General features: G+C 61.4%; 17 protein-coding genes. 2 read left to right on the forward strand and 15 right to left on the reverse strand.

What is annotated here, in order from left to right; translation table 11 throughout:
• From BLT75_RS17215 to rpsL, 4 genes are all read right to left on the reverse strand, one after another.
• Positions 1–502, reverse strand: a 502-nt coding sequence (locus BLT75_RS17215; protein ID WP_143028594.1) for a GTP-binding protein, incomplete at its 3' end; no start/stop codon positions are given.
• Between the two features lie 87 nt (positions 503–589).
• Positions 590–2,713: an elongation factor G gene (fusA, locus tag BLT75_RS17220; RefSeq protein ID WP_093034631.1), complete on the reverse strand. Its 2,124-nt coding sequence runs from the start codon at positions 2,711–2,713 to the stop codon at positions 590–592.
• Positions 2,714–2,728: 15 nt separating this feature from the next.
• On the reverse strand, positions 2,729–3,199 hold the full coding sequence (gene rpsG, locus BLT75_RS17225) for a 30S ribosomal protein S7 (RefSeq protein WP_093034634.1): 471 nt from the start codon (positions 3,197–3,199) through the stop codon (positions 2,729–2,731).
• A 15-nt stretch (positions 3,200–3,214) separates the two neighbouring features.
• A complete protein-coding gene (gene rpsL / locus BLT75_RS17230) occupies positions 3,215–3,586 on the reverse strand; it encodes a 30S ribosomal protein S12 (protein WP_093034637.1) in 372 nt (123 codons plus the stop codon).
• Between the two features lie 345 nt (positions 3,587–3,931).
• Between rpsL and BLT75_RS17235 the strand changes: the two genes are divergently transcribed.
• Together BLT75_RS17235 and BLT75_RS17240 are read left to right on the forward strand one after the other, a co-directional pair.
• A complete protein-coding gene (locus BLT75_RS17235) occupies positions 3,932–4,738 on the forward strand; it encodes a putative rhamnosyl transferase (protein WP_093034640.1) in 807 nt (268 codons plus the stop codon).
• A gap of 2 nt (positions 4,739–4,740) precedes the next feature.
• Positions 4,741–5,559 (forward strand): putative rhamnosyl transferase, encoded by an 819-nt coding sequence (locus tag BLT75_RS17240; RefSeq protein ID WP_093034643.1) that lies wholly within the window; start codon positions 4,741–4,743, stop codon positions 5,557–5,559.
• Here the strand turns inward: BLT75_RS17240 and BLT75_RS17245 are convergent.
• The 11 genes from BLT75_RS17245 to secE all read right to left on the reverse strand — a co-directional run bounded on the left by BLT75_RS17245 (position 5,539) and on the right by secE (position 21,404).
• Complete coding sequence (locus BLT75_RS17245; RefSeq protein ID WP_093034932.1) at positions 5,539–6,408, reverse strand: DMT family transporter; 870 nt, start codon at positions 6,406–6,408, stop codon at positions 5,539–5,541. The two genes, BLT75_RS17240 and BLT75_RS17245, sit on opposite strands and share 21 nt — an antisense overlap.
• A 115-nt stretch (positions 6,409–6,523) precedes the next feature.
• Positions 6,524–7,684: an MFS transporter gene (locus BLT75_RS17250; RefSeq protein WP_093034646.1), complete on the reverse strand. Its 1,161-nt coding sequence runs from the start codon at positions 7,682–7,684 to the stop codon at positions 6,524–6,526.
• Positions 7,685–7,801: 117 nt separating this feature from the next.
• Positions 7,802–12,043: a DNA-directed RNA polymerase subunit beta' gene (gene rpoC, locus BLT75_RS17255; RefSeq protein WP_093034649.1), complete on the reverse strand. Its 4,242-nt coding sequence runs from the start codon at positions 12,041–12,043 to the stop codon at positions 7,802–7,804.
• An 89-nt stretch (positions 12,044–12,132) separates the two neighbouring features.
• Complete coding sequence (gene rpoB / locus BLT75_RS17260; RefSeq protein WP_093034652.1) at positions 12,133–16,269, reverse strand: DNA-directed RNA polymerase subunit beta; 4,137 nt, start codon at positions 16,267–16,269, stop codon at positions 12,133–12,135.
• A gap of 250 nt (positions 16,270–16,519) precedes the next feature.
• A complete protein-coding gene (gene rplL, locus BLT75_RS17265) occupies positions 16,520–16,900 on the reverse strand; it encodes a 50S ribosomal protein L7/L12 (protein ID WP_093034655.1) in 381 nt (126 codons plus the stop codon).
• Between the two features lie 81 nt (positions 16,901–16,981).
• A complete protein-coding gene (gene rplJ, locus BLT75_RS17270; protein ID WP_093034935.1) occupies positions 16,982–17,500 on the reverse strand; it encodes a 50S ribosomal protein L10 in 519 nt (172 codons plus the stop codon).
• A gap of 290 nt (positions 17,501–17,790) precedes the next feature.
• The gene (locus BLT75_RS17275) at positions 17,791–18,714 is read right to left on the reverse strand and encodes a glycosyltransferase family 2 protein (protein WP_093034938.1); all 924 of its coding nucleotides are present in this window, start codon (positions 18,712–18,714) and stop codon (positions 17,791–17,793) included.
• Positions 18,715–18,935: 221 nt separating this feature from the next.
• Positions 18,936–19,634, reverse strand: coding sequence for a 50S ribosomal protein L1 (gene rplA / locus BLT75_RS17280; RefSeq protein WP_093034658.1), 699 nt, complete (start codon positions 19,632–19,634; stop codon positions 18,936–18,938).
• Between the two features lies 1 nt (position 19,635).
• Positions 19,636–20,061: a 50S ribosomal protein L11 gene (rplK, locus tag BLT75_RS17285; RefSeq protein ID WP_093034661.1), complete on the reverse strand. Its 426-nt coding sequence runs from the start codon at positions 20,059–20,061 to the stop codon at positions 19,636–19,638.
• Between the two features lie 407 nt (positions 20,062–20,468).
• A complete protein-coding gene (gene nusG / locus BLT75_RS17290) occupies positions 20,469–21,002 on the reverse strand; it encodes a transcription termination/antitermination protein NusG (RefSeq protein ID WP_093034941.1) in 534 nt (177 codons plus the stop codon).
• A 204-nt stretch (positions 21,003–21,206) separates the two neighbouring features.
• Entirely contained in the window at positions 21,207–21,404 is a 198-nt protein-coding gene (gene secE / locus BLT75_RS17295) for a preprotein translocase subunit SecE (RefSeq protein WP_093034663.1), read from the reverse strand.
• Positions 21,405–21,421: the final 17 nt, after the last annotated feature.

A 21,421-nucleotide genomic window follows, 5' to 3' on the forward strand; every position in this document is an offset into this window, starting at 1 on the left:
CCTTGACGATCGGAATGTCGTCGCCGGGGAAGTCGTACGAGCTCAGAAGCTCGCGCACTTCCATCTCGACCAGTTCCAGCAGCTCTTCGTCGTCGACCTGGTCGACCTTGTTCATGTACACGACCAGCGCCGGAACGCCGACCTGACGCGCCAGCAGGATGTGCTCGCGGGTCTGCGGCATCGGGCCGTCAGCCGCGTTCACAACCAGGATCGCGCCGTCCATCTGCGCCGCACCGGTGATCATGTTCTTCACATAGTCGGCGTGGCCGGGGCAGTCCACGTGGGCATAGTGGCGTGCTTCGGTCTCGTATTCGACATGCGCCGTCGAGATCGTGATCCCGCGCGCCTTCTCCTCGGGTGCCGAGTCAATCGCGTCATAGGCTTTGAAGTCACCAAAATACTTGGTGATTGCTGCGGTCAGCGTGGTCTTGCCGTGGTCAACGTGCCCAATCGTGCCAATGTTGACGTGCGGTTTCGTACGCGCGAACTTTTCCTTTGCCATTGCAAAGCTCCTTTTTTCTTACAGAAAGTGCGCGGTCACACGCACCAACAGGGAGAACGGGGTGCGTGGTTTCCCACGCACCTCGGGTTATGCAAATTTCGCCTGAATCTCTTCCGAGATGTTCTGCGGAACCGGATCGTAATGATCGAACTGCATGGTGAACTGGGCGCGGCCCGACGACATCGAACGCAGGGTGTTGATGTAGCCGAACATGTTGGCCAGCGGCACGAACGCGGCAATTGCGATCGCGTTGCCGCGGTTTTCCTGACCCGACACCTGGCCCCGACGCGAGGTCAGGTCGCCGATGATGCCACCGGTGTATTCTTCCGGAGTCACCACTTCGACCTTCATGATCGGTTCCAGCAGTTTCGCGCCAGCTTTCTTCATGCCTTCGCGCATACCCATGCGGGCGGCGATCTCGAAGGCCAGAACGCTGGAGTCCACGTCGTGGAACTTGCCGTCGACCAGAGCGACCTTGAAGTCGATCACAGGGAAACCGGCCAGAGGGCCCGAGTCCATCACCGACTTGATGCCTTTTTCGACGCCGGGGATGTATTCCTTCGGCACCGCACCACCAACAATCTTGGATTCGAAGGAATATCCTTCGCCCGGCTCGGTCGGCGAAATGACCAGCTTGACCTCGGCGAACTGGCCCGAACCACCCGACTGCTTCTTGTGGGTGTAGGTGTGTTCCACCTGTTTAGACACGGTTTCGCGATAGGCCACCTGGGGCGCACCGATATTGGCCTCGACCTTGAATTCGCGCTTCAGACGGTCAACCAGGATGTCGAGGTGAAGTTCACCCATGCCCTTCATGATGGTCTGACCCGACTCCAGATCGGTTTCGACGCGGAAGGACGGGTCTTCGGCCGCCAGACGGGCCAGACCCTGAGACATCTTCTCCTGGTCGTTCTTGGTCTTGGGCTCGACCGCGATCTCGATCACCGGATCCGGGAAGGTCATGGTTTCGAGAACCACGGGCTTGGACGGATCACACAGGGTATCGCCGGTGGTGGTCTCTTTCAGACCGGCCAGCGCGATGATGTCGCCTGCAAAGGCTTCTTCGATCTCCTCGCGGTTGATCGCGTGCATCATCATCATCCGGCCGACGCGCTCGCGCTTGCCCTTGGTCGAGTTGATCATCTGGTCGCCCTTCTTGAGGACGCCCGAGTAGATCCGGGTAAAGGTCAGCGAGCCGACGAACGGGTCGTTCATGATCTTGAACGCCAGGGCCGCGAAGGGCTGTGCGTCATCGGCCGAACGGGCGATGTTGCGCTCTTCGTTTTCGTCGCCCGGTGCAAAGCCCATGTAGGCCGGCACGTCGAGCGGCGACGGCAGGAAGTCGATGACCGCGTTCAGCAGCGGCTGGACACCCTTGTTCTTGAACGCCGAGCCGGCAGCGACCGGAACGAAGCTGAGCGACAGCGTGCCCTTGCGGATCAGTTTCCGCAGGGTGGCTTCGTCGGGCTCGTTGCCTTCCAGGTAGGCTTCCATCGCCTCGTCGTCCTGTTCGACGGCAAGCTCGATCAGGTTGCTGCGCCATTCTTCGGCGACATCCTGAAGGTCTTCGCGGATCGGCTGACGGACCCAGCTTGCGCCGAGGTCTTCACCCTTCCAGACCCATTCTTCCATCTTGATCAGGTCGACGATGCCTTCCAGCTTGTCCTCGGCGCCGATCGGCAGGGCGATCGGGGCGGGGGTTGCACCGGTGCGGTCCTTGATCATCTTCACGCAGTTGAAGAAGTCGGCGCCGATCTTGTCCATCTTGTTGACGAAAACGATGCGCGGAACCTTGTAGCGGTCAGCCTGACGCCACACGGTTTCGGTCTGCGGTTCGACACCGGCGTTGGCGTCCAGCAGGCAGACGGCACCGTCGAGAACCGCCAGCGAACGCTCGACTTCAATGGTGAAGTCCACGTGGCCGGGGGTGTCGATGATGTTGAAGCGGTACTTGGTGTCCGAGGTGCCTTCGGCGGTCGGATCTTCCTGGCGCTGCCAGAACGTGGTCGTGGCGGCCGAGGTGATGGTGATCCCGCGTTCCTGTTCCTGCTCCATCCAGTCCATGGTGGCGGCGCCATCATGCACTTCGCCGATCTTGTGCGACTTGCCGGTGTAGTAGAGGATACGTTCGGTCGTGGTGGTCTTGCCCGCGTCGATGTGGGCCATGATACCGAAGTTGCGGTATCGCGTGAGGGGATATTCGCGTGCCATGTCTGCTCGCTCCTATTACCAGCGATAATGAGCGAAAGCCTTGTTGGCTTCGGCCATCTTGTGGGTGTCTTCACGCTTCTTCACGGCAGTCCCGCGCGACTGGACGGCGTCCAGCAGCTCGCCGGCGAGGCGTTCTTCCATAGTGTTTTCGTTGCGCTTGCGGGCGGCGGTGATCAGCCAGCGGATCGCCAGGGCCTCACGACGCTCGGGGCGCACTTCGCACGGCACCTGATAGGTGGCACCGCCGACACGACGCGAACGAACCTCGACCGAGGGTTTCACGTTGTCGAGCGCTTCGTGGAACACTTCCACCGGGGCGCGCTTGATCTTGGTCTCGACGCGCGTCAGCGCGTTGTAGACGATGGTTTCTGCGACCGACTTCTTGCCGTCGATCATCAGGTTGTTCATGAACTTGGTCAGAACGCGGTCGCCATACTTGGCGTCGGGCAGAACTTCGCGTTTCTCTGCAGCGTGACGGCGCGACATGCTCGTCTCTCCTTCTTACTTCGGACGCTTCGCGCCGTACTTCGAACGGCGTTGCTTACGGTTTTTGACGCCCTGGGTATCCAGAACACCGCGCAGGATGTGGTAACGCACACCGGGAAGGTCTTTTACACGGCCGCCACGGATCAGAACAACCGAGTGCTCTTGCAGGTTGTGGCTTTCACCGGGGATGTAGGAGATCACTTCGAAACCGTTGGTCAGGCGAACCTTGGCAACTTTCCGCATAGCGGAGTTCGGTTTCTTCGGAGTGGTGGTGTACACGCGGGTACAGACGCCGCGTTTCTGCGGGCACTGCTCCAGGTGCTGGGACTTCGAGCGTTTTACTTTCGGCTGCCGCGGTTTGCGGATCAGCTGTTGAATCGTTGGCATTCCGGTTTCTTCCCCGTTTTGCAACACACATGTCATGCACGCGCGCTGCGTGCGGCTTCATTCTTTGCGCGCTTGCGCTAACGCAAACACAAAACCCGCGAGCGTTCCCATTCCGAGGTGAACGTCGCGGTTGGTTCTCAGAGGATCGGGACTACGAAATTGTCCGGACCTTGACCACGTCTATTTGAAATCGGTCTTGGGGCGACCCCCGGTTCCGAGATGTTGCGCGTAATAGGGGGAGTCGGCAGCAGTGTCAACAGCCCCGGTTCATGTTGCCAAGAGGCTGACGGACTGCCAATGTCGGAGCGAGCAGTTTCTACAGGTTTATTCGTGAACAGCAAGGACATGCAAGTCATCGGCCTGTGCCGGTTTTCCTATCCCGCCTTGGGAGGGTTTCAGGTCGAACACGAAACCATCGACGAACGCATTTCCTATCTCTATGCCGAGGACCGGCTGGAAGAGCGGTTCCGGTTGATGGAAACCGTCGCCCTGCCCTGTCTGCGGGAACAGACGGACCAGGAGTTCGAACTGATCATCGTTATCGGCGACAGCCTGCCCAAGCTGCACTGCGACAGGTTGCACGAGCTGACCGCCGACATGCCGCAGGTTCGCATCGTTTCGGAACCTCCCCGTCCCCAACGCGAAGTGATGAAGGAACTGCTGAACGAAGCCCGCAAGGACCCCTCCAGACCCTGCCTGCAGTTCCGCCACGACGACGATGATGCGGTTTCGGTCGATTTCATTGAACGGCTGCGGCAGACGGTGCGCGACTGCCCCGGCCTGATCCGAGACAACCGGACGATGGCAGTGGATTACAACCGCGGCTACGTGGCCGAGGTTGGCGCGCATGGCATCTCGGCCACCGAAACCGTCCGGTCTCTCTATGTCGCCGCTCTGGGCATGTACGTGGCGGGCAACTGTAGCCTGACGATCATGAATTTCGCCCATGAAAAGATCGGCCGGTTCATGCCGGTTGTCAGCCTGAGCGATACGCCGATGTGGGTCCGGACGCACAACGGCTACAACGACTCGCGCCAGAAAAAGGTGAAACCGGTTCCGGTCGAACCATTGACCACGGAGCAAAAAGCCGAATTCGCCATCCGTTTCGCGGTTCGGGATGACCACGTCAAACGGGCGTTTTCGGGAGAATGACGATGCAGATTCTGGGGCTGTGCCGGTTCAGCTATCTGGGCCACGGTGGTTTCAAGATCATGCATGAAACATTGGAGGAACGCCGCGCCTATCTCTACTCCCCGGAACGCATGGAGGACAGGTTCCGCCAGTTCGAGGCCATCACCCTGCCGACCATCGCCGGTCAGACCGACCGCGACTTCGATTTTGTTATCGCCATTGGTGAGTGTTTCCCGGACCGCTATCTGGCCCGTTTGCAGGATCTGACCCGCGACGTTCCCCAGATCCGCATTCGCGCCTTTCCCCCGATGCGCCACCGCACCGCCATGGCGCGTGCGCTGGACGAGGCGCGACGCGACATCGACGCGCCCTGCCTGCAGTTCCGGCTCGACGATGACGACGGCATGGCGCGCGATTTCGTCGAACGCTACCGGCAGGTGGCCGAGGATACCCGCGCCCTCTGGCAGAGGCATCCGGCAGTCGCCGTCGATTTCAACACCGGCTACGTGTTCCGCTGCGGGGAACGCGGCATCGAGATCACCCCGTTCCAATACGCCTACAGCGCCATTGCGCTGGGGGTGATCGTTGCGCCGGGGCATACCGAGGGGATCATGCATCACGGTCACCACAAGCTGTGGACCGTGATGCCCACCATCACCCTTCCGGGCGAGGACATGATGCTGCGCGGGCATAACGATTTCAACGACTCGCGCGCCAAACCCGGCGCGAAACAGTTCGACTATGTCCCTTTGGATGCCGAGGCGGAATCCTATTTCAAGTCCCGGTTCAACGTCGACAACGCGCGGGTTAAGGAGATCTTCTCACGCCCGGCGGCGGCGTGAGCGTTCGCGGAACAGGGTGAACAGACCCGTTGCGACCACCAGGCCAGCGCCCAGCATGGTGACGGGGTCGGGCCAATTGCCGAAGATGAACCAACCAAGCATCAAAGCCCAGATCAGGCTGGTGTAGCGGAAGGGCGCGATAAACCCCACATCGCCCACCCGCATCACCATGACGCTGCACAGGTAGCCCATCAGGACAAAGACCGAGGCACCGAAGATCAGCAGACCCAGATGCAGGTCAAGCGGCACCCAGGTCGTGGTCAGCGAACCCAGCAGGCCGAAACATGTGATCGTGAGCGCGGTTGCAAGCGTGACCACCATTGACGGCACATGTGTGGACATCCGGCGGGTGATCAGGTCGCGCGCAGTCACGCAGGTGACCGCCAGCAGCGCATAGATGGCATAAGTTGTGAACCCGTCCGGACCGGGCCGGACAATCAGCAACATCCCGCAGAACCCGATGCCGATGGCCGACATGCGTCGCCAACCCACCGACTCGCCAAAGATCAGGGCGGCGCCAAGCGTCACGGTCAGAGGCAGCGCCTGCAGGACAGCGGTGACATTTGCCAGCGGCATGTTCATCAGCGCCGTCAGAAAGAAGAAGGTGGCGCCCACCTCGGACAGGCACCGCATCGCCACCAGCGTGCGGTCACGGCGATCGAACCGCAGGTGCAACGCCCCAAGATACCGGGCGAGCAGGAAAATCCACACGCAAGTCAGGGCGCCGCGCAAGGTGATGATCTGGAACAACGGCAGGCTTCCGCCCAGCAATTTGACGATGGCATCGTTGACGGTAAAGGCGGCCATGCTGCCCATCATCAACAGCGCCCCGCGGGTATTGGGTGACATGTTTCGACCTCTTCGCGTGGAGCCGCCGCCGGTGTCGTCTGCCTGTTCGTTCACAAGCTAACGGGCGTGTTCTGACCCGCCACACGGGAAATGACAAGATGCCGCAATCAGGGGATCAAGCGAGCATGCGCCGTCGTTGCATCCAGATGTGCAACACAATTCCGGCCGCATAGAACAGAATAACCGCCGCAAGCATCCCCGCGGTTCCGCCGCTTTGCAGAACGATCATCAGAACCGGGGTGCCCAGCGTATTGCCCAGGTTCCCCATCTGCGCCATCGCGCCATTGGCCAGGGCCCTGTCGCGCGCCGATGCGTTCAGCTGCGGAATGGCCGCGAAACTCGCGCCCTGCACCAATCCGAGAACGGCGAACAGCGCGATGCAGGTCGCGGCAGGCGGTACGCCCAGCCAATAACTGCCGAGCACCGCTGCGGACAGCGCGAATCCGGCCATCACGATGCGCACCGCCGGCCAGTATCGCAACAGCGGCGTGACGATCAGCAGCGAAACGCCGATGCTCGCCACCGGCATCAACCCCACCACGGCCGCACGTTGCCCCTCGGGTAACAGACCCGGCAGGATGGCAACAAGAGAGACGAATGTCAGTGTATAGAACAGCCAGCCCACGGCAGGGGCCGCGACGGACGCCGATCGGTAGGCGTACAGATGCAGGCCGAGAACTTCGCCCAGGTTCAAGGCATTGCCCGACCTGGTCGAATTCTCGTCGGGATCGAGGAGCCACCAGACAAGAGCGGCCAGCGTCGCCATGATGCCGCCGTGGATCAGGAACAGAAGTTGGATTCCGTAGGCCTCCGCCATGGGCAGTCCAAGCCAGGCCACGATCGAGAAGGCAACGGCGAAAAATGTGCTCCAGAGCGTCATCGCGGGCCCGCGCAACCGGTCGCCGGCAATCTGGGCGATCAGCGTTGGCGCGGCGACAACGATCACCAGGTGTGACAGACCTTCGACGATCCGGCTGGTCAGCATCTGCGCAAATCCGGGCATCGTCGCCTGCCAAGCCGAGCACAGGGCGCCCACGATCAAGCCGAGGACCAGCAGCCTGCGAAACCCGTGCCGGGCCACGAGAATGCCGGCGGTCATCCCCAGCACGATCCCGGCAAAGCTGATCATCGAAAGCAACAGGCCAAGCCCTGCGCCGCTGTCCGGATATCGCTGGCCGATCAGGTCGAAGGGCACGGCGATCTTGGCGAATTGCCCCGCCGCGCCCAGTCCGGCGCACCAGAGAAGAAAGATAAGGAACAGCGGGCTGCGTTGCATGCACAAGGGTTATCCCGTTGCGTCTGCGTCCGCCATGCCGATCAGTTCGCGAACCGCAAAGAAAAGACCCCCGCGCAGATGGCGCGGGGGTCTTCTTTCCTTGCTCGGATCAGCCGATCAGTCGCGGCTTTCCGGGGTATCGACCAGCGAGTCGAAATCGTCGTCGACGATGTCGGCATCCATGATCGGCGCGGCCAGCGCGGCAGCGGCTTCGGCCTCTTCGCGGCGGGCCGCGATGACGACGTTGTCCCGCTGGGTCGCGATCTGACGTACCCGCTGGGTCGCGCCACCGGTACCGGCCGGGATCAGGCGGCCGACAATGACGTTCTCCTTGAGGCCCACAAGCTTGTCCATCTTGCCCTGAACCGAGGCTTCGGTCAGCACGCGGGTGGTCTCCTGGAAGGAGGCCGCCGAGATGAACGAGCGGGTCTGCAGCGACGCCTTGGTAATGCCCAGCAGGATCGGTTCGCCCGTCGCCGCGCGACCTCCACGAGCGATCGTCTTCTCGTTGGCCGCGTCGAACTCTTGCTTGTCGACATGCTCGCCCTTGAGCAGCGTGGTATCGCCGCTGTCGGTGATCTCCCACTTCTGCAGCATCTGGCGCACGATGACCTCGATGTGCTTGTCGTTGATCTTCACGCCCTGCAGGCGATAGACCTCTTGCACCTCTTTGACCATGTAGGCCGCGAGAGCCTCGACACCGAGGATCGACAGGATGTCGTGCGGCGCCGGGTTGCCGTCCATGATGTAGTCACCCTTCTGCACGAAGTCGCCTTCCTGCACCGGGATGTGCTTGCCCTTGGGCACCATGTATTCGACGGGCTCCAGACGGTCGTCCGAAGGTTCGATGGTGATGCGGCGCTTGTTCTTATAGTCGCGTCCAAAGCGCACGTAACCGTCGATCTCGGCGATGATCGCGTGATCCTTGGGACGACGGGCCTCGAACAGTTCCGCCACGCGAGGCAGACCCCCGGTGATGTCCTTGGTCTTGGCGCCTTCGCGCGGGATACGGGCAATGACATCGCCGGCCTCGATGGTCTGGCCATCTTCGACCGAGAGGATTGCATCCACCGACATCGGGTAATGAACCGGGTTTCCGGCATCATTACGGACCGGTTCGCCATCTTCACCGACAAGGATGATTTCCGGCTTCAGCTCGCTGCCCCTGGGTGCCGCACGCCAGTCGATCACGATCTTCTGGGTCATGCCGGTCGCTTCGTCGGTCTCGTCGCGCACGGCAAGGCCCGAAACGAGGTCGACATATTTCGCGGTACCGGCCTTTTCGGCGATGATCGGCAGGGTATAGGGATCCCATTCGAACAGCTTGTCGCCGCGCTTGACCGCCGCGCCGTCCTTGACGAACAGCTTGGAGCCATAGCCCAGCTTGAAGCTGGCGCGTTCCTCGCCCTGCGCATCCTTGATCACCAGCTTCATGTTACGGCCCATGACCAGGCTTTCGCCTGCGGCATTGACCAGAAGCTGCGGGTTCTCGAAAGCGATCACGCCGTCCTGGTTGGCTTCCTGGAACGACTGCTGGCCACCCTGGGCAACGCCGCCGATGTGGAAGGTCCGCATCGTCAGCTGGGTGCCTGGTTCACCGATCGACTGTGCGGCGATGATGCCGACCGCCTCACCGATGTTCACGCGGGTACCACGTGCCAGGTCACGACCGTAGCACTGGGCGCAGACGCCCTCTTCGCTTTCGCAGGTCAGCGGCGAACGCACGCGCGCGGTCTGCACGCCGGCCTCGTGGATGGTGTCCGCCATCCGCTCGTCGATGAGCTGACCCGCGGCCACGATCACCTCGTCGGTGCCCGGACGCAGGATATCGTCGGCCGCGACGCGGCCAAGGATACGCTCGGCCAGCGAGGCGACGATCTCACCGTCGTTGACAGCGGCTTCGGCGGTGATGCCGCGGTCGGTGCCGCAATCGGGCTCGCGCACGATGCAGTCCTGCGCGACGTCCACCAGACGACGGGTCAGGTAACCCGAGTTCGCCGTTTTCAGAGCGGTGTCCGACAGACCTTTCCGCGCGCCGTGGGTCGAGTTGAAGTATTCAAGAACGGTCAGACCTTCCTTGAAGTTCGAGATGATCGGCGTCTCGATGATGTCGCCGTTCGGCTTGGCCATCAGGCCACGCATGCCGCCCAACTGCTTCATCTGGGTGACCGAACCCCGCGCACCCGAGTGGGCCATCATGTAGACCGAGTTCGGTTCCTTGTCGGCGCCGTTATCGTCTTTCTGGACCGAAGAGATGGTGTTCATCATCGCCTCGGTGACGCGGTCGTTACACTTCGACCATGCATCGACGACCTTGTTGTACTTTTCGCCCTGGGTGATCAGGCCGTCCATGTACTGCTGTTCAAAGTCTTTCACCTGCTCGCGCGTGTCCTCGACAATGCCCCATTTGTCATCGGGGATCACCATGTCGTCCTTGCCGAACGAGATACCTGCCTTGAACGCCTCGCGGAAGCCCATGGTCATGATCTGGTCGCAGAAGATCACCGATTCCTTCTGACCGCAGTAGCGGTAGACGGTGTCGATCACCTGCTGCACTTCCTTCTTGCGCAGCAGACGGTTGACCAGTTCAAACGGCGCCTTGTTGTTCATCGGCAGCAGCGCACCAAGGCGCACACGGCCTGGCGTGGTCTCGAACCGCTTGAGCACCTCGTTGCCCTCGTCGTCGATCTGGGCGATCCGCGCGGTGATCCTGGAATGCAGATGCACCTCGCCCGCGTCCAGCGCATGCTGGACCTCGTCGATCGAGCCGAAGACCTTGCCTTCGCCAACCATGCCTTCGCGTTCCAACGTCAGGTAGTAGAGACCCAGGATCATATCCTGCGAAGGAACGATGATCGGCGCGCCGTTGGCAGGCGACAGAACGTTGTTGGTCGACATCATCAAGACGCGCGCTTCCAGCTGCGCCTCAAGGCTCAGCGGCACGTGCACGGCCATCTGGTCACCGTCGAAGTCGGCGTTGAAAGCCGAGCAGACCAGCGGATGCAGCTGGATCGCCTTGCCTTCGATCAGGATCGGCTCGAACGCCTGGATGCCCAGACGGTGCAGCGTCGGCGCACGGTTCAACAGGACCGGGTGCTCGCGGATCACCTCGTCCAGGATGTCCCAGACCTCCGGACGCTCCTTCTCGACCAGCTTCTTGGCCTGTTTCACGGTGCTGGACAGGCCCTTGGCCTCCAGCCGCGAATAGATGAACGGCTTGAACAGTTCGAGCGCCATCTTCTTGGGCAGGCCGCACTGGTGCAGCTTGAGTTCGGGACCGGTCACGATGACCGAACGGCCCGAGAAGTCGACGCGCTTGCCCAGAAGGTTCTGACGGAAGCGACCCTGCTTGCCTTTCAGCATGTCGGAAAGCGATTTCAGCGGGCGCTTGTTTGCTCCGGTGATCACGCGACCACGACGGCCGTTGTCGAACAAGGCATCGACCGACTCTTGCAGCATCCGCTTTTCGTTGCGGACGATGATGTCGGGCGCGCGCAGTTCGATCAGGCGCTTCAGACGGTTGTTCCGGTTGATCACCCGGCGATACAGGTCGTTCAGGTCCGAGGTCGCAAAGCGGCCACCGTCCAGCGGCACCAGCGGGCGCAGTTCCGGCGGAATGACCGGAATCACGGTCATCACCATCCATTCGGGCCGGTTACCCGACTCGAGGAAGCTTTCCACGACCTTCAGGCGCTTGATGATCTTCTTGGGCTTCAGCTCGCCGGTCGCTTCGGCCAGATCGGCGCGCAGCTGTTCGGCCTCGGCTTCGAGGTCGATCTGGCTCAGCATCTCGCGGATCGCCTCGGCGCCGATGTTGGCGGTGAAGGCGTCCATGCCGAACTGGTCCTGGGCATCCATATACTCTTCTTCGGTCATCAGCTGACCATAGGAGAGATCGGTCAGGCCCGGCTCGGTGACCACGTAGTTTTCAAAGTAGAGGATGCGCTCCAGGTCCCGCAGCGTCATGTCGAGCATCAGGCCGATCCGGCTGGGAAGCGACTTCAGGAACCAGATATGCGCGACGGGCGCGGCCAGTTCGATATGGCCCATGCGCTCGCGCCGGACCTTTTGCAGGGTGACTTCCACGCCGCATTTTTCGCAGACAACGCCGCGATACTTCATGCGCTTGTATTTGCCGCAGAGGCATTCGTAATCCTTGATCGGGCCAAAGATACGGGCACAGAAGAGACCGTCACGCTCGGGCTTGAACGTGCGATAGTTGATGGTCTCGGGCTTCTTGATCTCGCCATAGGACCACGAAAGGATTCGCTCGGGGCTGGCCAGCGACACCTTGATCTCGTCAAAGACCTTCGGAGGGGTCAGCGGGTTGAACGGGTTGTTCGTCAGTTCCTGGTTCATTTGTTTTCCTCAAATTCGTGCGGAGTGTGGGGGGAAGCCCAGGATTTTTCGGCGAAAAATCCTGGGTCGAGAATTTTCGTCGAAAATTCTCAGTCTTCCACCTCCGCATCCAGGAGTTCCATGTTCAGGCCGAGGCCACGGACTTCTTTCACCAGAACGTTAAAGCTCTCGGGAATGCCCGCTTCGAAATTGTCCTCGCCCTTGACGATCGACTCATAGACCTTGGTCCGGCCGGCCACGTCATCCGACTTCACCGTCAGCATTTCCTGCAGGGTGTAGGCGGCACCATAGGCTTCCAGGGCCCAGACCTCCATCTCGCCGAAACGCTGTCCACCGAACTGCGCCTTGCCGCCCAGCGGTTGCTGAGTGACCAGGCTGTACGGTCCGGTCGAACGCGCGTGGATCTTGTCGTCGACCAGGTGGTGCAGCTTGAGCAGGTACTTGATGCCCACCGTGACCGGGCGCGCGAACTGCTCGCCGGTGCGGCCGTCGAACAGGATGCTCTGACCGCTGGTGTCGAACCCGGCGCGCGTCAGCGCGTCGTTGACATCAGCCTCTTTCGCACCGTCAAAGACCGGCGTTGCGATCGGCACACCCCGGGTGACATTGCCTGCGGCTTCGACCAGCGCGTCGGCGTCCAGACCCGAAATGCCCTCTTCGTACACGTCCTCGCCATAGGCGTGGCGCATCGCTTCGCGCACCGGGGTCAGGTCACCGGACCGGCGGTATTCCTGCAATGCCTCGTCGATCCGCAGACCCAGACCGCGTGCGGCCCAACCCATATGGGTTTCAAGGATCTGACCGACGTTCATCCGCGACGGCACACCCAGCGGGTTGAGGCAGAAATCGACCGGGGTCCCGTCGGCGAGGAACGGCATGTCCTCCATCGGCACCACTTTCGAAATCACACCCTTGTTGCCGTGACGGCCGGCCATCTTGTCGCCCGGTTGCAGCTTGCGCTTCACCGCGATGAAGACCTTGACCATCTTCATCACGCCCGGCGGCAGGTCGTCGCCACGGCGGACCTTCTCGACCTTGTCCTCGAACCGAGCATCCAGAGCACGCTTTTGCAGCTCGTACTGCTCGTTCAGGGCCTCGACGATCTTGGCGTCTTCCTCGTTCTCCAGGGCCAGCTGCCACCACTGACCGCGGGTCAGGGTTTCCAGCAGGTCCTCGGTGATCTCGGAACCCGGCTTGATGCCCTTGGGACCCTTGACTGCGACCTTGCCCATGATCAGCGACTTCAGACGCGCATAGATGTTGCGGTCGAGGATCGCCAGCTCGTCGTCCCGGTCACGGGCCAGACGTTCAACTTCCTCGCGCTCGATCTGCAACGCACGCTCGTCCTTGTCGACACCATGGCGGTTGAACACCCGGACCTCGACCACGGTACCGTAATCGCCCGGCTTTACCCGCAGCGAGGTGTCGCGCACGTCGGACGCCTTTTCACCGAAGATGGCACGCAGAAGCTTTTCTTCCGGCGTCATCGGGCTTTCGCCTTTTGGAGTGATCTTGCCGACCAGAATGTCGCCCGGCTGCACTTCGGCACCGATATAGACGATACCGGCCTCGTCGAGGTTGCGCAGGGCTTCCTCGCCGACGTTCGGGATGTCGCGGGTGATCTCTTCCGGCCCAAGCTTGGTGTCACGGGCGGCGACCTCGAATTCCTCGATGTGGATCGAGGTAAAGACGTCATCGCGCGCGATGCGCTCCGAGATCAGGATCGAGTCCTCGTAGTTGTAACCGTTCCACGGCATGAAGGCCACGACCACGTTCTTGCCCAGGGCCAGTTCGCCCATGTCGGTCGAGGGGCCGTCGGCGATCACCTCGCCCTTGGCCACGACATCGCCCACCTTGACCAGCGGACGCTGGTTGATGCAGGTGTTCTGGTTCGAACGCTGGAACTTGCGCATGCGGTAGATGTCGACACCCGCATCGCCGAGTTCAAGATCCTCGGTCGCCCGGATCACGATACGCTGCGCATCGACCTGGTCGATGATGCCCGCACGCTTTGCCTGGATGGCCGCGCCCGAGTCGATAGCCACCTTGGCCTCGATGCCGGTGCCTACCAGCGGCGCCTCGGCCCGCAGGAGCGGCACCGCCTGACGCTGCATGTTCGAGCCCATCAGAGCGCGGTTGGCGTCGTCGTTTTCAAGGAACGGGATCAGCGAGGCTGCAACCGAAACCAGCTGTTTCGGCGACACGTCGATCAGGTCCACGTTTTCGACCGGGGCCAGGGTATAGTCACCGGCCTGACGGGTGTTGACCAGTTCGTTCACGAACCTGCCGTTCTCATCCAGCGTCGCGTTGGCCTGCGCCACGGTGTGACGCATTTCCTCGGTCGCGGACATGTAGTGCACTTCGTCAGTGACCTGCCCGTCGTTGACGACGCGATACGGGGTCTCGATGAAGCCGTACTTGTTCACGCGGGCAAAGGTGGCCAGCGAGTTGATCAGACCGATGTTCGGACCTTCGGGCGTTTCAATCGGGCACATCCGGCCATAGTGGGTCGGGTGCACGTCGCGCACCTCGAAGCCGGCGCGCTCGCGGGTCAGACCGCCCGGCCCAAGCGCCGAGAGGCGACGCTTGTGCGTCACTTCGGACAGCGGGTTGGTCTGGTCCATGAACTGGCTGAGCTGCGAGGAGCCGAAGAACTCGCGCACCGCGGCAGCAGCCGGTTTCGCGTTGATCAGGTCCTGCGGCATCACGGTGTCGATCTCGACCGAGGACATCCGCTCCTTGATCGCGCGCTCCATGCGCAAGAGGCCGACGCGGTACTGGTTCTCCATCAATTCGCCGACCGAACGCACCCGGCGGTTGCCGAGGTGGTCGATGTCGTCGATGTCGCCCTTGCCGTCGCGCAGTTCAACCAGCGCACCGATGCAGGCGATGATGTCTTCGCGGCGCAGGGTGCGCTGGGTGTCGGCGGCATCCAGATCGAGACGCATGTTCATCTTGACCCGGCCAACGGCCGAGAGGTCATAGCGCTCGCTGTCGAAGAACAGCGTATCGAACAGCGCCGACGCAGCCTCGACGGTGGGCGGTTCGCCCGGACGCATGACGCGGTAGATGTCCATGAGCGCGGTTTCCCGGTTCATGTTCTTGTCCTGCGCCATGGTGTTGCGGATGTAGGGGCCGACGTTGATATTGTCGATGTCCAGAACCGGGATATCGGTGATGCCGGCATCCAGCAATTCCTTGACGGTGCCGCCGATCAGGTCGCCGTCCTTGTCATACTCCAGCGTCAGCTCGTCGCCGGCCTCGACATAGATCGCGCCCGTTTCCTCGTTGATGATATCCTTGGCAACGAACTTGCCGACAATGTGACCGAAGGGAACCAGCAGGTTCTTGACGGTGCCTTCCTCGATCAGCTTCTTCACCGCGCGGGGGGTGATCTTCTTGCCGGCCTCGGCAATCACCTCGCCGGTTGCGGCATCGACCAGGTCATAGGTCGGGCGGGTGCCGCGAACACGTTCCGGGAAGAAGGGAGTGACCCAGCCCTTCTTCTTTTCAAGCTTGAAGGAGATCGTCCTGTAATAGGCATCCATGATGCCTTCCTGATCCAGGCCCAGGGCATAGAGCAGTGTCGTCACCGGCAGTTTGCGGCGGCGGTCGATACGTGCGAACACGATATCCTTGGCGTCGAATTCGAAATCCAGCCACGAGCCGCGATACGGGATGATGCGGCAGGCGAACAACAGCTTGCCCGAGGAGTGGGTCTTGCCCTTGTCATGATCGAAGAACACGCCCGGCGAACGGTGCATCTGGGACACGATCACCCGCTCGGTGCCGTTCACGATGAACGTGCCGTTGGGCGTCATGAGCGGCATGTCGCCCATGAACACGTCCTGCTCCTTGATGTCCTTCACGCTCTTGCCGCCGGTATCCTCGTCCACATCGAACACGATCAGCCGCAGGGTGACTTTCAGCGGGGCGCTGTAGGTCATGTCGCGCTGCATGCATTCGTCGACGTCGTATTTCGGCTTTTCCAGCTCGTATTTCACGAATTCCAGCACGCTGGTTTCGTTGAAATCCTTGATCGGGAAAACCGACTGGAACACGCCCATGATACCTTCGCCATCGGCAGGCTTCGCGCCCTCGCCGGAGTTCAGGAACAGGTCGTAAGAGGATTTCTGCACCTCGATGAGGTTCGGCATTTCCAGCACTTCGCGGATCTTGCCGTAGTATTTGCGAAGACGTTTCTGGCCAAGGAACGATTGAGCCATGTCAGATGTCACCTTTTCATTTTCTCACCGGTCAAGGGCGCCGCCGGGCCCCGGCGCCTTGACCATTCGAGACGACACGTTCGGATCAATTCATGGCCACCGTCCCGAATGGCGGCCTCCCGATGCGCGAACCGCGTCTTAGAAAACGCCCCGATTCCAGAGGCCCTTTCTAAGACAGGTTCGGCTGGACCCGGATTTTTCCGGGCCCAGCCAATACTGCGATGCGTCCAAGACGCACCTGTGACCGTGCTTAGGCCAGCTCGACCTCGGCGCCAGCTGCTTCCAGCTTGCCCTTGATCTCTTCGGCTTCTGCCTTGGCAATGCCTTCCTTGATCTTGCCGCCGGCTTCGACCAGGTCCTTGGCTTCCTTGAGGCCCAGACCGGTGATCGCGCGCACTTCCTTGATCACGTTGATCTTCGAAGCGCCGGCGTTCTTCAGAACGACGTCGAATTCGGTCTTTTCCTCTTCGGCAGCTGCGCCGCCGGCGTCGCCGCCTGCTGCTGCAACCATCACGGCGCCGCCAGCTGCGGGCTCGATGCCGTATTCATCCTTCAGGATGTTTTTCAGTTCCTGTGCTTCCAGCAGGGTCAGACCCACGATGCTTTCTGCGAGTGCTTTCAGATCAGCCATTTTATCAGCTCTTTCCGTTTACAGTGTGTGTGTTCCAACGTCGGGGCACATGCCCCACGCAGATCATTCAGTGCCAACCGCTTACGCAGCTTCCGCCTTCTCGATGATGGTGGAAAGGATGCCAGCGATGTTGCTTGCAGGTGCGCCAATCGCGCCAGCGATGTTCGAAGCAGGTGCGCCGATGCACGACACGATCTGAGCAATGAGCTCTTCGCGCGACGGCATTTTCGACACGGCTTCGACGCCAGCACGGTCCAGAGCCGCTCCGCCCATTGCACCGCCGAGGATCTCAAATTTCTTGTTATCCTTGGCGAAGCCCTCGGCCACCTTGGCTGCTGCCACGGGGTCCTCGGAATAGGTCAGAACGGTCATACCCGTCAGCAGGTCGGCCATGCTTGCACACGGCTTTCCCTCAAGGGCGATTTTGGCGAGCCTGTTCTTGGCAACACGCACAGACCCACCCGCTTCGCGTGCACGCGCGCGCAGGTCCTGCATCTCGGCAACTGTCAGACCGGCGTAGTGAGCAACCACCACGACGCCAGAGCTTTCGAAGATCTGGCCGAGTTCTTCGACCACTTTCTCTTTCTGGGCTCTATCCACAGTTCTCTCCAATTTTGGGACGTTGATGCGTCCCGGCTCATATTTGCCGGGCTTGCACCCGGCGTTCATGTCCGCATTACGGGGCTGAGCCAAATAATCGCCCGAGGGTCGAGCCCTCGATCTCTTTGGTCCTTCCCGTCTCAGGCAGGAAATTAAGGCCGCATTTGCAACCACCCACCGTCTTGGACGAAACGAAATAAAGCGCACGACGAATCGCACGCTTTAATCCGGTCCTTTACTTAGGGCAGAGCGGCGGGCTTTCCAAGGGGTAAAACGACCGATCGGCGCATTCAGGCCGCTGCATGATCCTCGCCAAAACGGCGGGCACTGATTTCATCAAGGTCTATCGGCAGTTCCAGACTTACCCCTTCTGCGCGAAGCCGATCAAGCCTGTCGGCGTCGACGCCATGCAGATCGGCATGCAACGTACGCAACCTTTCTTCGACATCGGGCGCATCGAGGATGGCGCGGATGCGTTCCGTCAGCGGAACGGTAAAACCGGCGGAAACCAGACGCCAATCGAGCTTGGACCGCCAGACGGCATAGTCCAGGCCGATATGATGAAGGAGGGCCGCGCCCTCGCGAACCGGCACGTATTTCTCGGCGATTTCGCTGCCGTCCGCGCGCTGCGCCCAATGCTGGCGCAGGCTGACGCCGGGCAAACCACACCGGATGAAGGACTTTCCCTGCGGATGTCCGATCAGGCCTTTTCTGCGAGGACCGAACAACGCGGCGCTGTCGCCATAGACGCGGCGGGCGACATCCCTTTCCATCGGCAGCCGATACACATGCCCGGATGCCTGCGCCGGAGACGCCACGATTTCGGCGGTTTCCACCCGCACCGCCTCGACGGCATCCGGCACGCCCGCCAGAAAGCCCGCCACCGTCCCGTTCATTACATGAAGGAACTCGTCTGCATCGACATTCAGAAGCCAGCCAACCGGCAACGACCGGTAGACCCAGCTGAGCGCCGCATTCTGCCGCTTGGTGAAACGGGTGTCGGGTGTCAGACCCAGATCAGCCCAGAAACTCGGGGTGCAGGGAATGCAGGTGATTTCAGGGATAGCGGAAAGCACCCTTTGGGCAGGATCGTCCGGATTGTCGAACAGCAGGATCAAGCCGGCGGCCCCGGCCTCAAGATACCAGGCGGCAAACCGCAATGTGTCCGACAAAGGTTCGTTGAGGATGGCGCCCACGCGCCACTCTGGGGTCATGCCCCGCACCGTATTTTCATTGCCGCTCGCCTCTGCCATGGCCTGACGTTTTTGCGAGCGAAGCTTACACCCAAGGCATTTGCCAAGTCAAAACGGCGCCGGATATTCCGCCCGTCCCGATGCCCGGCGCAAAACCTCCCGGAAAAGAAAAACCCGGAACCGCCAGTTGCGATTCCGGGTCATGTTTTCAGGCTGCGGGCAAAGCCGCAAACCCCGTCGGCTTAGTTGCCTGCGGCGTTCGACACGTCGACCGACACGCCCGGACCCATGGTCGAGCTGAGCGCGATCTTTTTCAGGTAGGTGCCTTTTGCGCCGGTCGGCTTGGCCTTGGCGACGGCATCCACAAAGGCGCGGATGTTCTCGGCCAGCTTGGCCTCGTCAAAGGACACCTTGCCAACGCCGGCATGGATGACGCCGGCCTTTTCGACCTTGAACTGGACTTCACCGCCCTTGGCGTTCTGCACGGCCTGAGCGACATCCATGGTCACGGTCCCAACCTTGGGGTTCGGCATCAGGTTGCGCGGGCCGAGGATTTTACCCAGGCGGCCGACAACCGGCATCATGTCCGGGGTCGCGATGCAGCGGTCGAACTCGATCTTGCCGGACTGGATGGTTTCCATCAGGTCCTCGGCACCGACGATGTCCGCGCCAGCGGCCTGTGCCTCTTCGGCCTTGGGGCCACGGGCAAACACGGCGACGCGCACGGTCTTGCCGGTGCCGTTCGGCAGGCCGACAACACCGCGGACCATCTGGTCGGCATGGCGCGGGTCAACGCCCAGGTTCATCGCGATCTCGACGGTTTCGTCGAACTTGGCCGAGGCCGACGACTTGATCAGGGCAACAGCTTCTTCGACCGACAGGTTTTCCTTGCCGGCAAAGGCTTCGCGGGCTGCGCGGGTGCGTTTTCCAAGCTTTGCCATCTTACTTCACCTCGATGCCCATGGACCGGGCCGAGCCCAGGATGATCTGCATTGCGCCATCGATGTCGTTGGCGTTGAGATCCTTCATCTTCGCTTCGGCGATTTCGCGGACCTGAGCAACCGTCACGGTACCAGCGGTGGCGCGCGACGGGGTCTTGGAGCCCGACTGGATCTTGGCGGCCTTCTTCAGGAAATAGGACGCGGGCGGCGTCTTGATTTCCATGGTGAAGGATTTGTCCTGATAATAGGAAATCACGGTCGGGCAGGGTGCGCCAACTTCCATGTCTGCGGTCTTGGCGTTGAACGCCTTGCAGAATTCCATGATGTTGATTCCGCGCTGACCCAGCGCGGGGCCGACTGGCGGCGACGGGTTTGCCTTGCCGGCGGGCACCTGAAGCTTCAGCGTGCCGATCAGTTTCTTGGCCATTGGCCTTCTCCTTTTTCAACACCTTCGGGGCGCGCCCCTCAGGCCATGTTGCCGTGGTCCGGTCCGAATGCCGCGGCACTCTCGCCTCCCACACAGGTGTCGAAGGCCAGCCATGGGCTGCCCCCGAACGCGAGCCGTTTAGAGGGTTGTTCGCAGGTTTGCAAGAGATTCCCTGAAGTATCCGCATTTGAAGAGGCGCAGCCGATCGCGGCCTCTTCCGCCTCGTTCCGGCGGTACGCAAATGGCGGCCAGGTCAGGCTATGGCTGCGACGGGACAAATCCCGCAATCTCGCGCTCGACAGCACCGGTAAACGCCAGAGCCGCCCGGTTGCTCCCTTGACCACCGGCTGCGTGTACCCGACGGGCAAATCGCCGATGCGGTCCTCGGGCCAACCCGCGCCGATGAATCACGACTGTTTGGCGACCTGTGTGAAGTCCAGTTCGACCGGGGTTTCCCGGCCAAAGATCGACACCGAAACACGCAGCTTCTGGCTGTCGTCGTCCACGCCTTCGACCATGCCGTCGAACCCTTCGAAGGGACCATCGTTGACCTTGACGCGTTCGCCGATCTCGAAGGAGATCAGGGTGCGCGGCGCTTCCTCGCCTTCCTGGACGCGGTTCAGGATCTGGTTGACCTCTGCATCGCGCATCGGCATCGGCCGGCCCTGCGGACCGAGGAATCCAGTGACCCGGTTGATCGAGTTGATCAGGTGATAGCCGCGATCGGACATTTCCATGTGCACCAGCACGTAACCGGGCATGAAGCGGCGCTCGGTCGTGACCTTCTTGCCCCGGCGCACCTCGATGACCTCTTCGGTAGGAACCAGAACCTCGTCGATCTGGTCCTCCAGGCCATTCTCGGCGACCGAGGAACGGATCTGCTCTGCGACCTTCTTTTCGAAGTTCGAAAGAACGCTGACCGAGTACCACCGTTTCGCCATGAACCTGTCGTCCTTGTCTTTGCTTGCCAGGTCGTCCAAAGGCCCCGGCGGATGTGTCGAATTGGGCGCGGCAAAGCCACGCTCTCCGGAACAAAAAGCGGCGCGCAACTCGAATCGCCGCACGCCCGTCCCAAAGGTTCCGCGTGAACTAGCCCCTGAACAGCAGATGTGCAAGGCCGGATTGTCCACCCGGCCCGCGGTCGGTCAGTTGAACATGCCCAGAAGCAGTTGCAGGCCGCCACGAATCGAAAGGTCGACGAGCGCGAAGAAAACTGCCGTGAGCGCAGCCATGATGAAGACCATGACCGTGGTCAGCAGAACCTCGCGGCGGGTCGGCCAGACGACTTTCGAAATCTCTGCGCGGACCTGCTGGATGAACTGGATCGGGTTGCTGGTGGCCATCTGCCTGACTTCTCTCT

This window comes from Ruegeria marina (assembly GCF_900101475.1).
Classification (GTDB): Bacteria; Pseudomonadota; Alphaproteobacteria; order Rhodobacterales; family Rhodobacteraceae; genus Ruegeria_B; species Ruegeria_B marina.

Bases quoted from the DNA above. Each gene is read 5' to 3' on its own strand.
- BLT75_RS17250 (WP_093034646.1), bottom strand. From the start codon at position 7,684: ATGCAACGCAGCCCGCTGTTCCTTATCTTTCTTCTCTGGTGCGCCGGA.
- BLT75_RS17245 (WP_093034932.1), bottom strand. From the start codon at position 6,408: ATGTCACCCAATACCCGCGGGGCGCTGTTGATGATGGGCAGCATGGCC.
- secE (WP_093034663.1), bottom strand. From the start codon at position 21,404: ATGGCCACCAGCAACCCGATCCAGTTCATCCAGCAGGTCCGCGCAGAG.
- BLT75_RS17235 (WP_093034640.1), top strand. From the start codon at position 3,932: ATGCAAGTCATCGGCCTGTGCCGGTTTTCCTATCCCGCCTTGGGAGGG.
- fusA (WP_093034631.1), bottom strand. From the start codon at position 2,713: ATGGCACGCGAATATCCCCTCACGCGATACCGCAACTTCGGTATCATG.
- BLT75_RS17275 (WP_093034938.1), bottom strand. From the start codon at position 18,714: ATGACCCCAGAGTGGCGCGTGGGCGCCATCCTCAACGAACCTTTGTCG.
- rpoC (WP_093034649.1), bottom strand. From the start codon at position 12,043: ATGAACCAGGAACTGACGAACAACCCGTTCAACCCGCTGACCCCTCCG.
- rpoB (WP_093034652.1), bottom strand. From the start codon at position 16,269: ATGGCTCAATCGTTCCTTGGCCAGAAACGTCTTCGCAAATACTACGGC.
- BLT75_RS17240 (WP_093034643.1), top strand. From the start codon at position 4,741: ATGCAGATTCTGGGGCTGTGCCGGTTCAGCTATCTGGGCCACGGTGGT.
- nusG (WP_093034941.1), bottom strand. From the start codon at position 21,002: ATGGCGAAACGGTGGTACTCGGTCAGCGTTCTTTCGAACTTCGAAAAG.
- rplK (WP_093034661.1), bottom strand. From the start codon at position 20,061: ATGGCCAAGAAACTGATCGGCACGCTGAAGCTTCAGGTGCCCGCCGGC.
- rplL (WP_093034655.1), bottom strand. From the start codon at position 16,900: ATGGCTGATCTGAAAGCACTCGCAGAAAGCATCGTGGGTCTGACCCTG.
- rplA (WP_093034658.1), bottom strand. From the start codon at position 19,634: ATGGCAAAGCTTGGAAAACGCACCCGCGCAGCCCGCGAAGCCTTTGCC.
- rpsL (WP_093034637.1), bottom strand. From the start codon at position 3,586: ATGCCAACGATTCAACAGCTGATCCGCAAACCGCGGCAGCCGAAAGTA.
- rpsG (WP_093034634.1), bottom strand. From the start codon at position 3,199: ATGTCGCGCCGTCACGCTGCAGAGAAACGCGAAGTTCTGCCCGACGCC.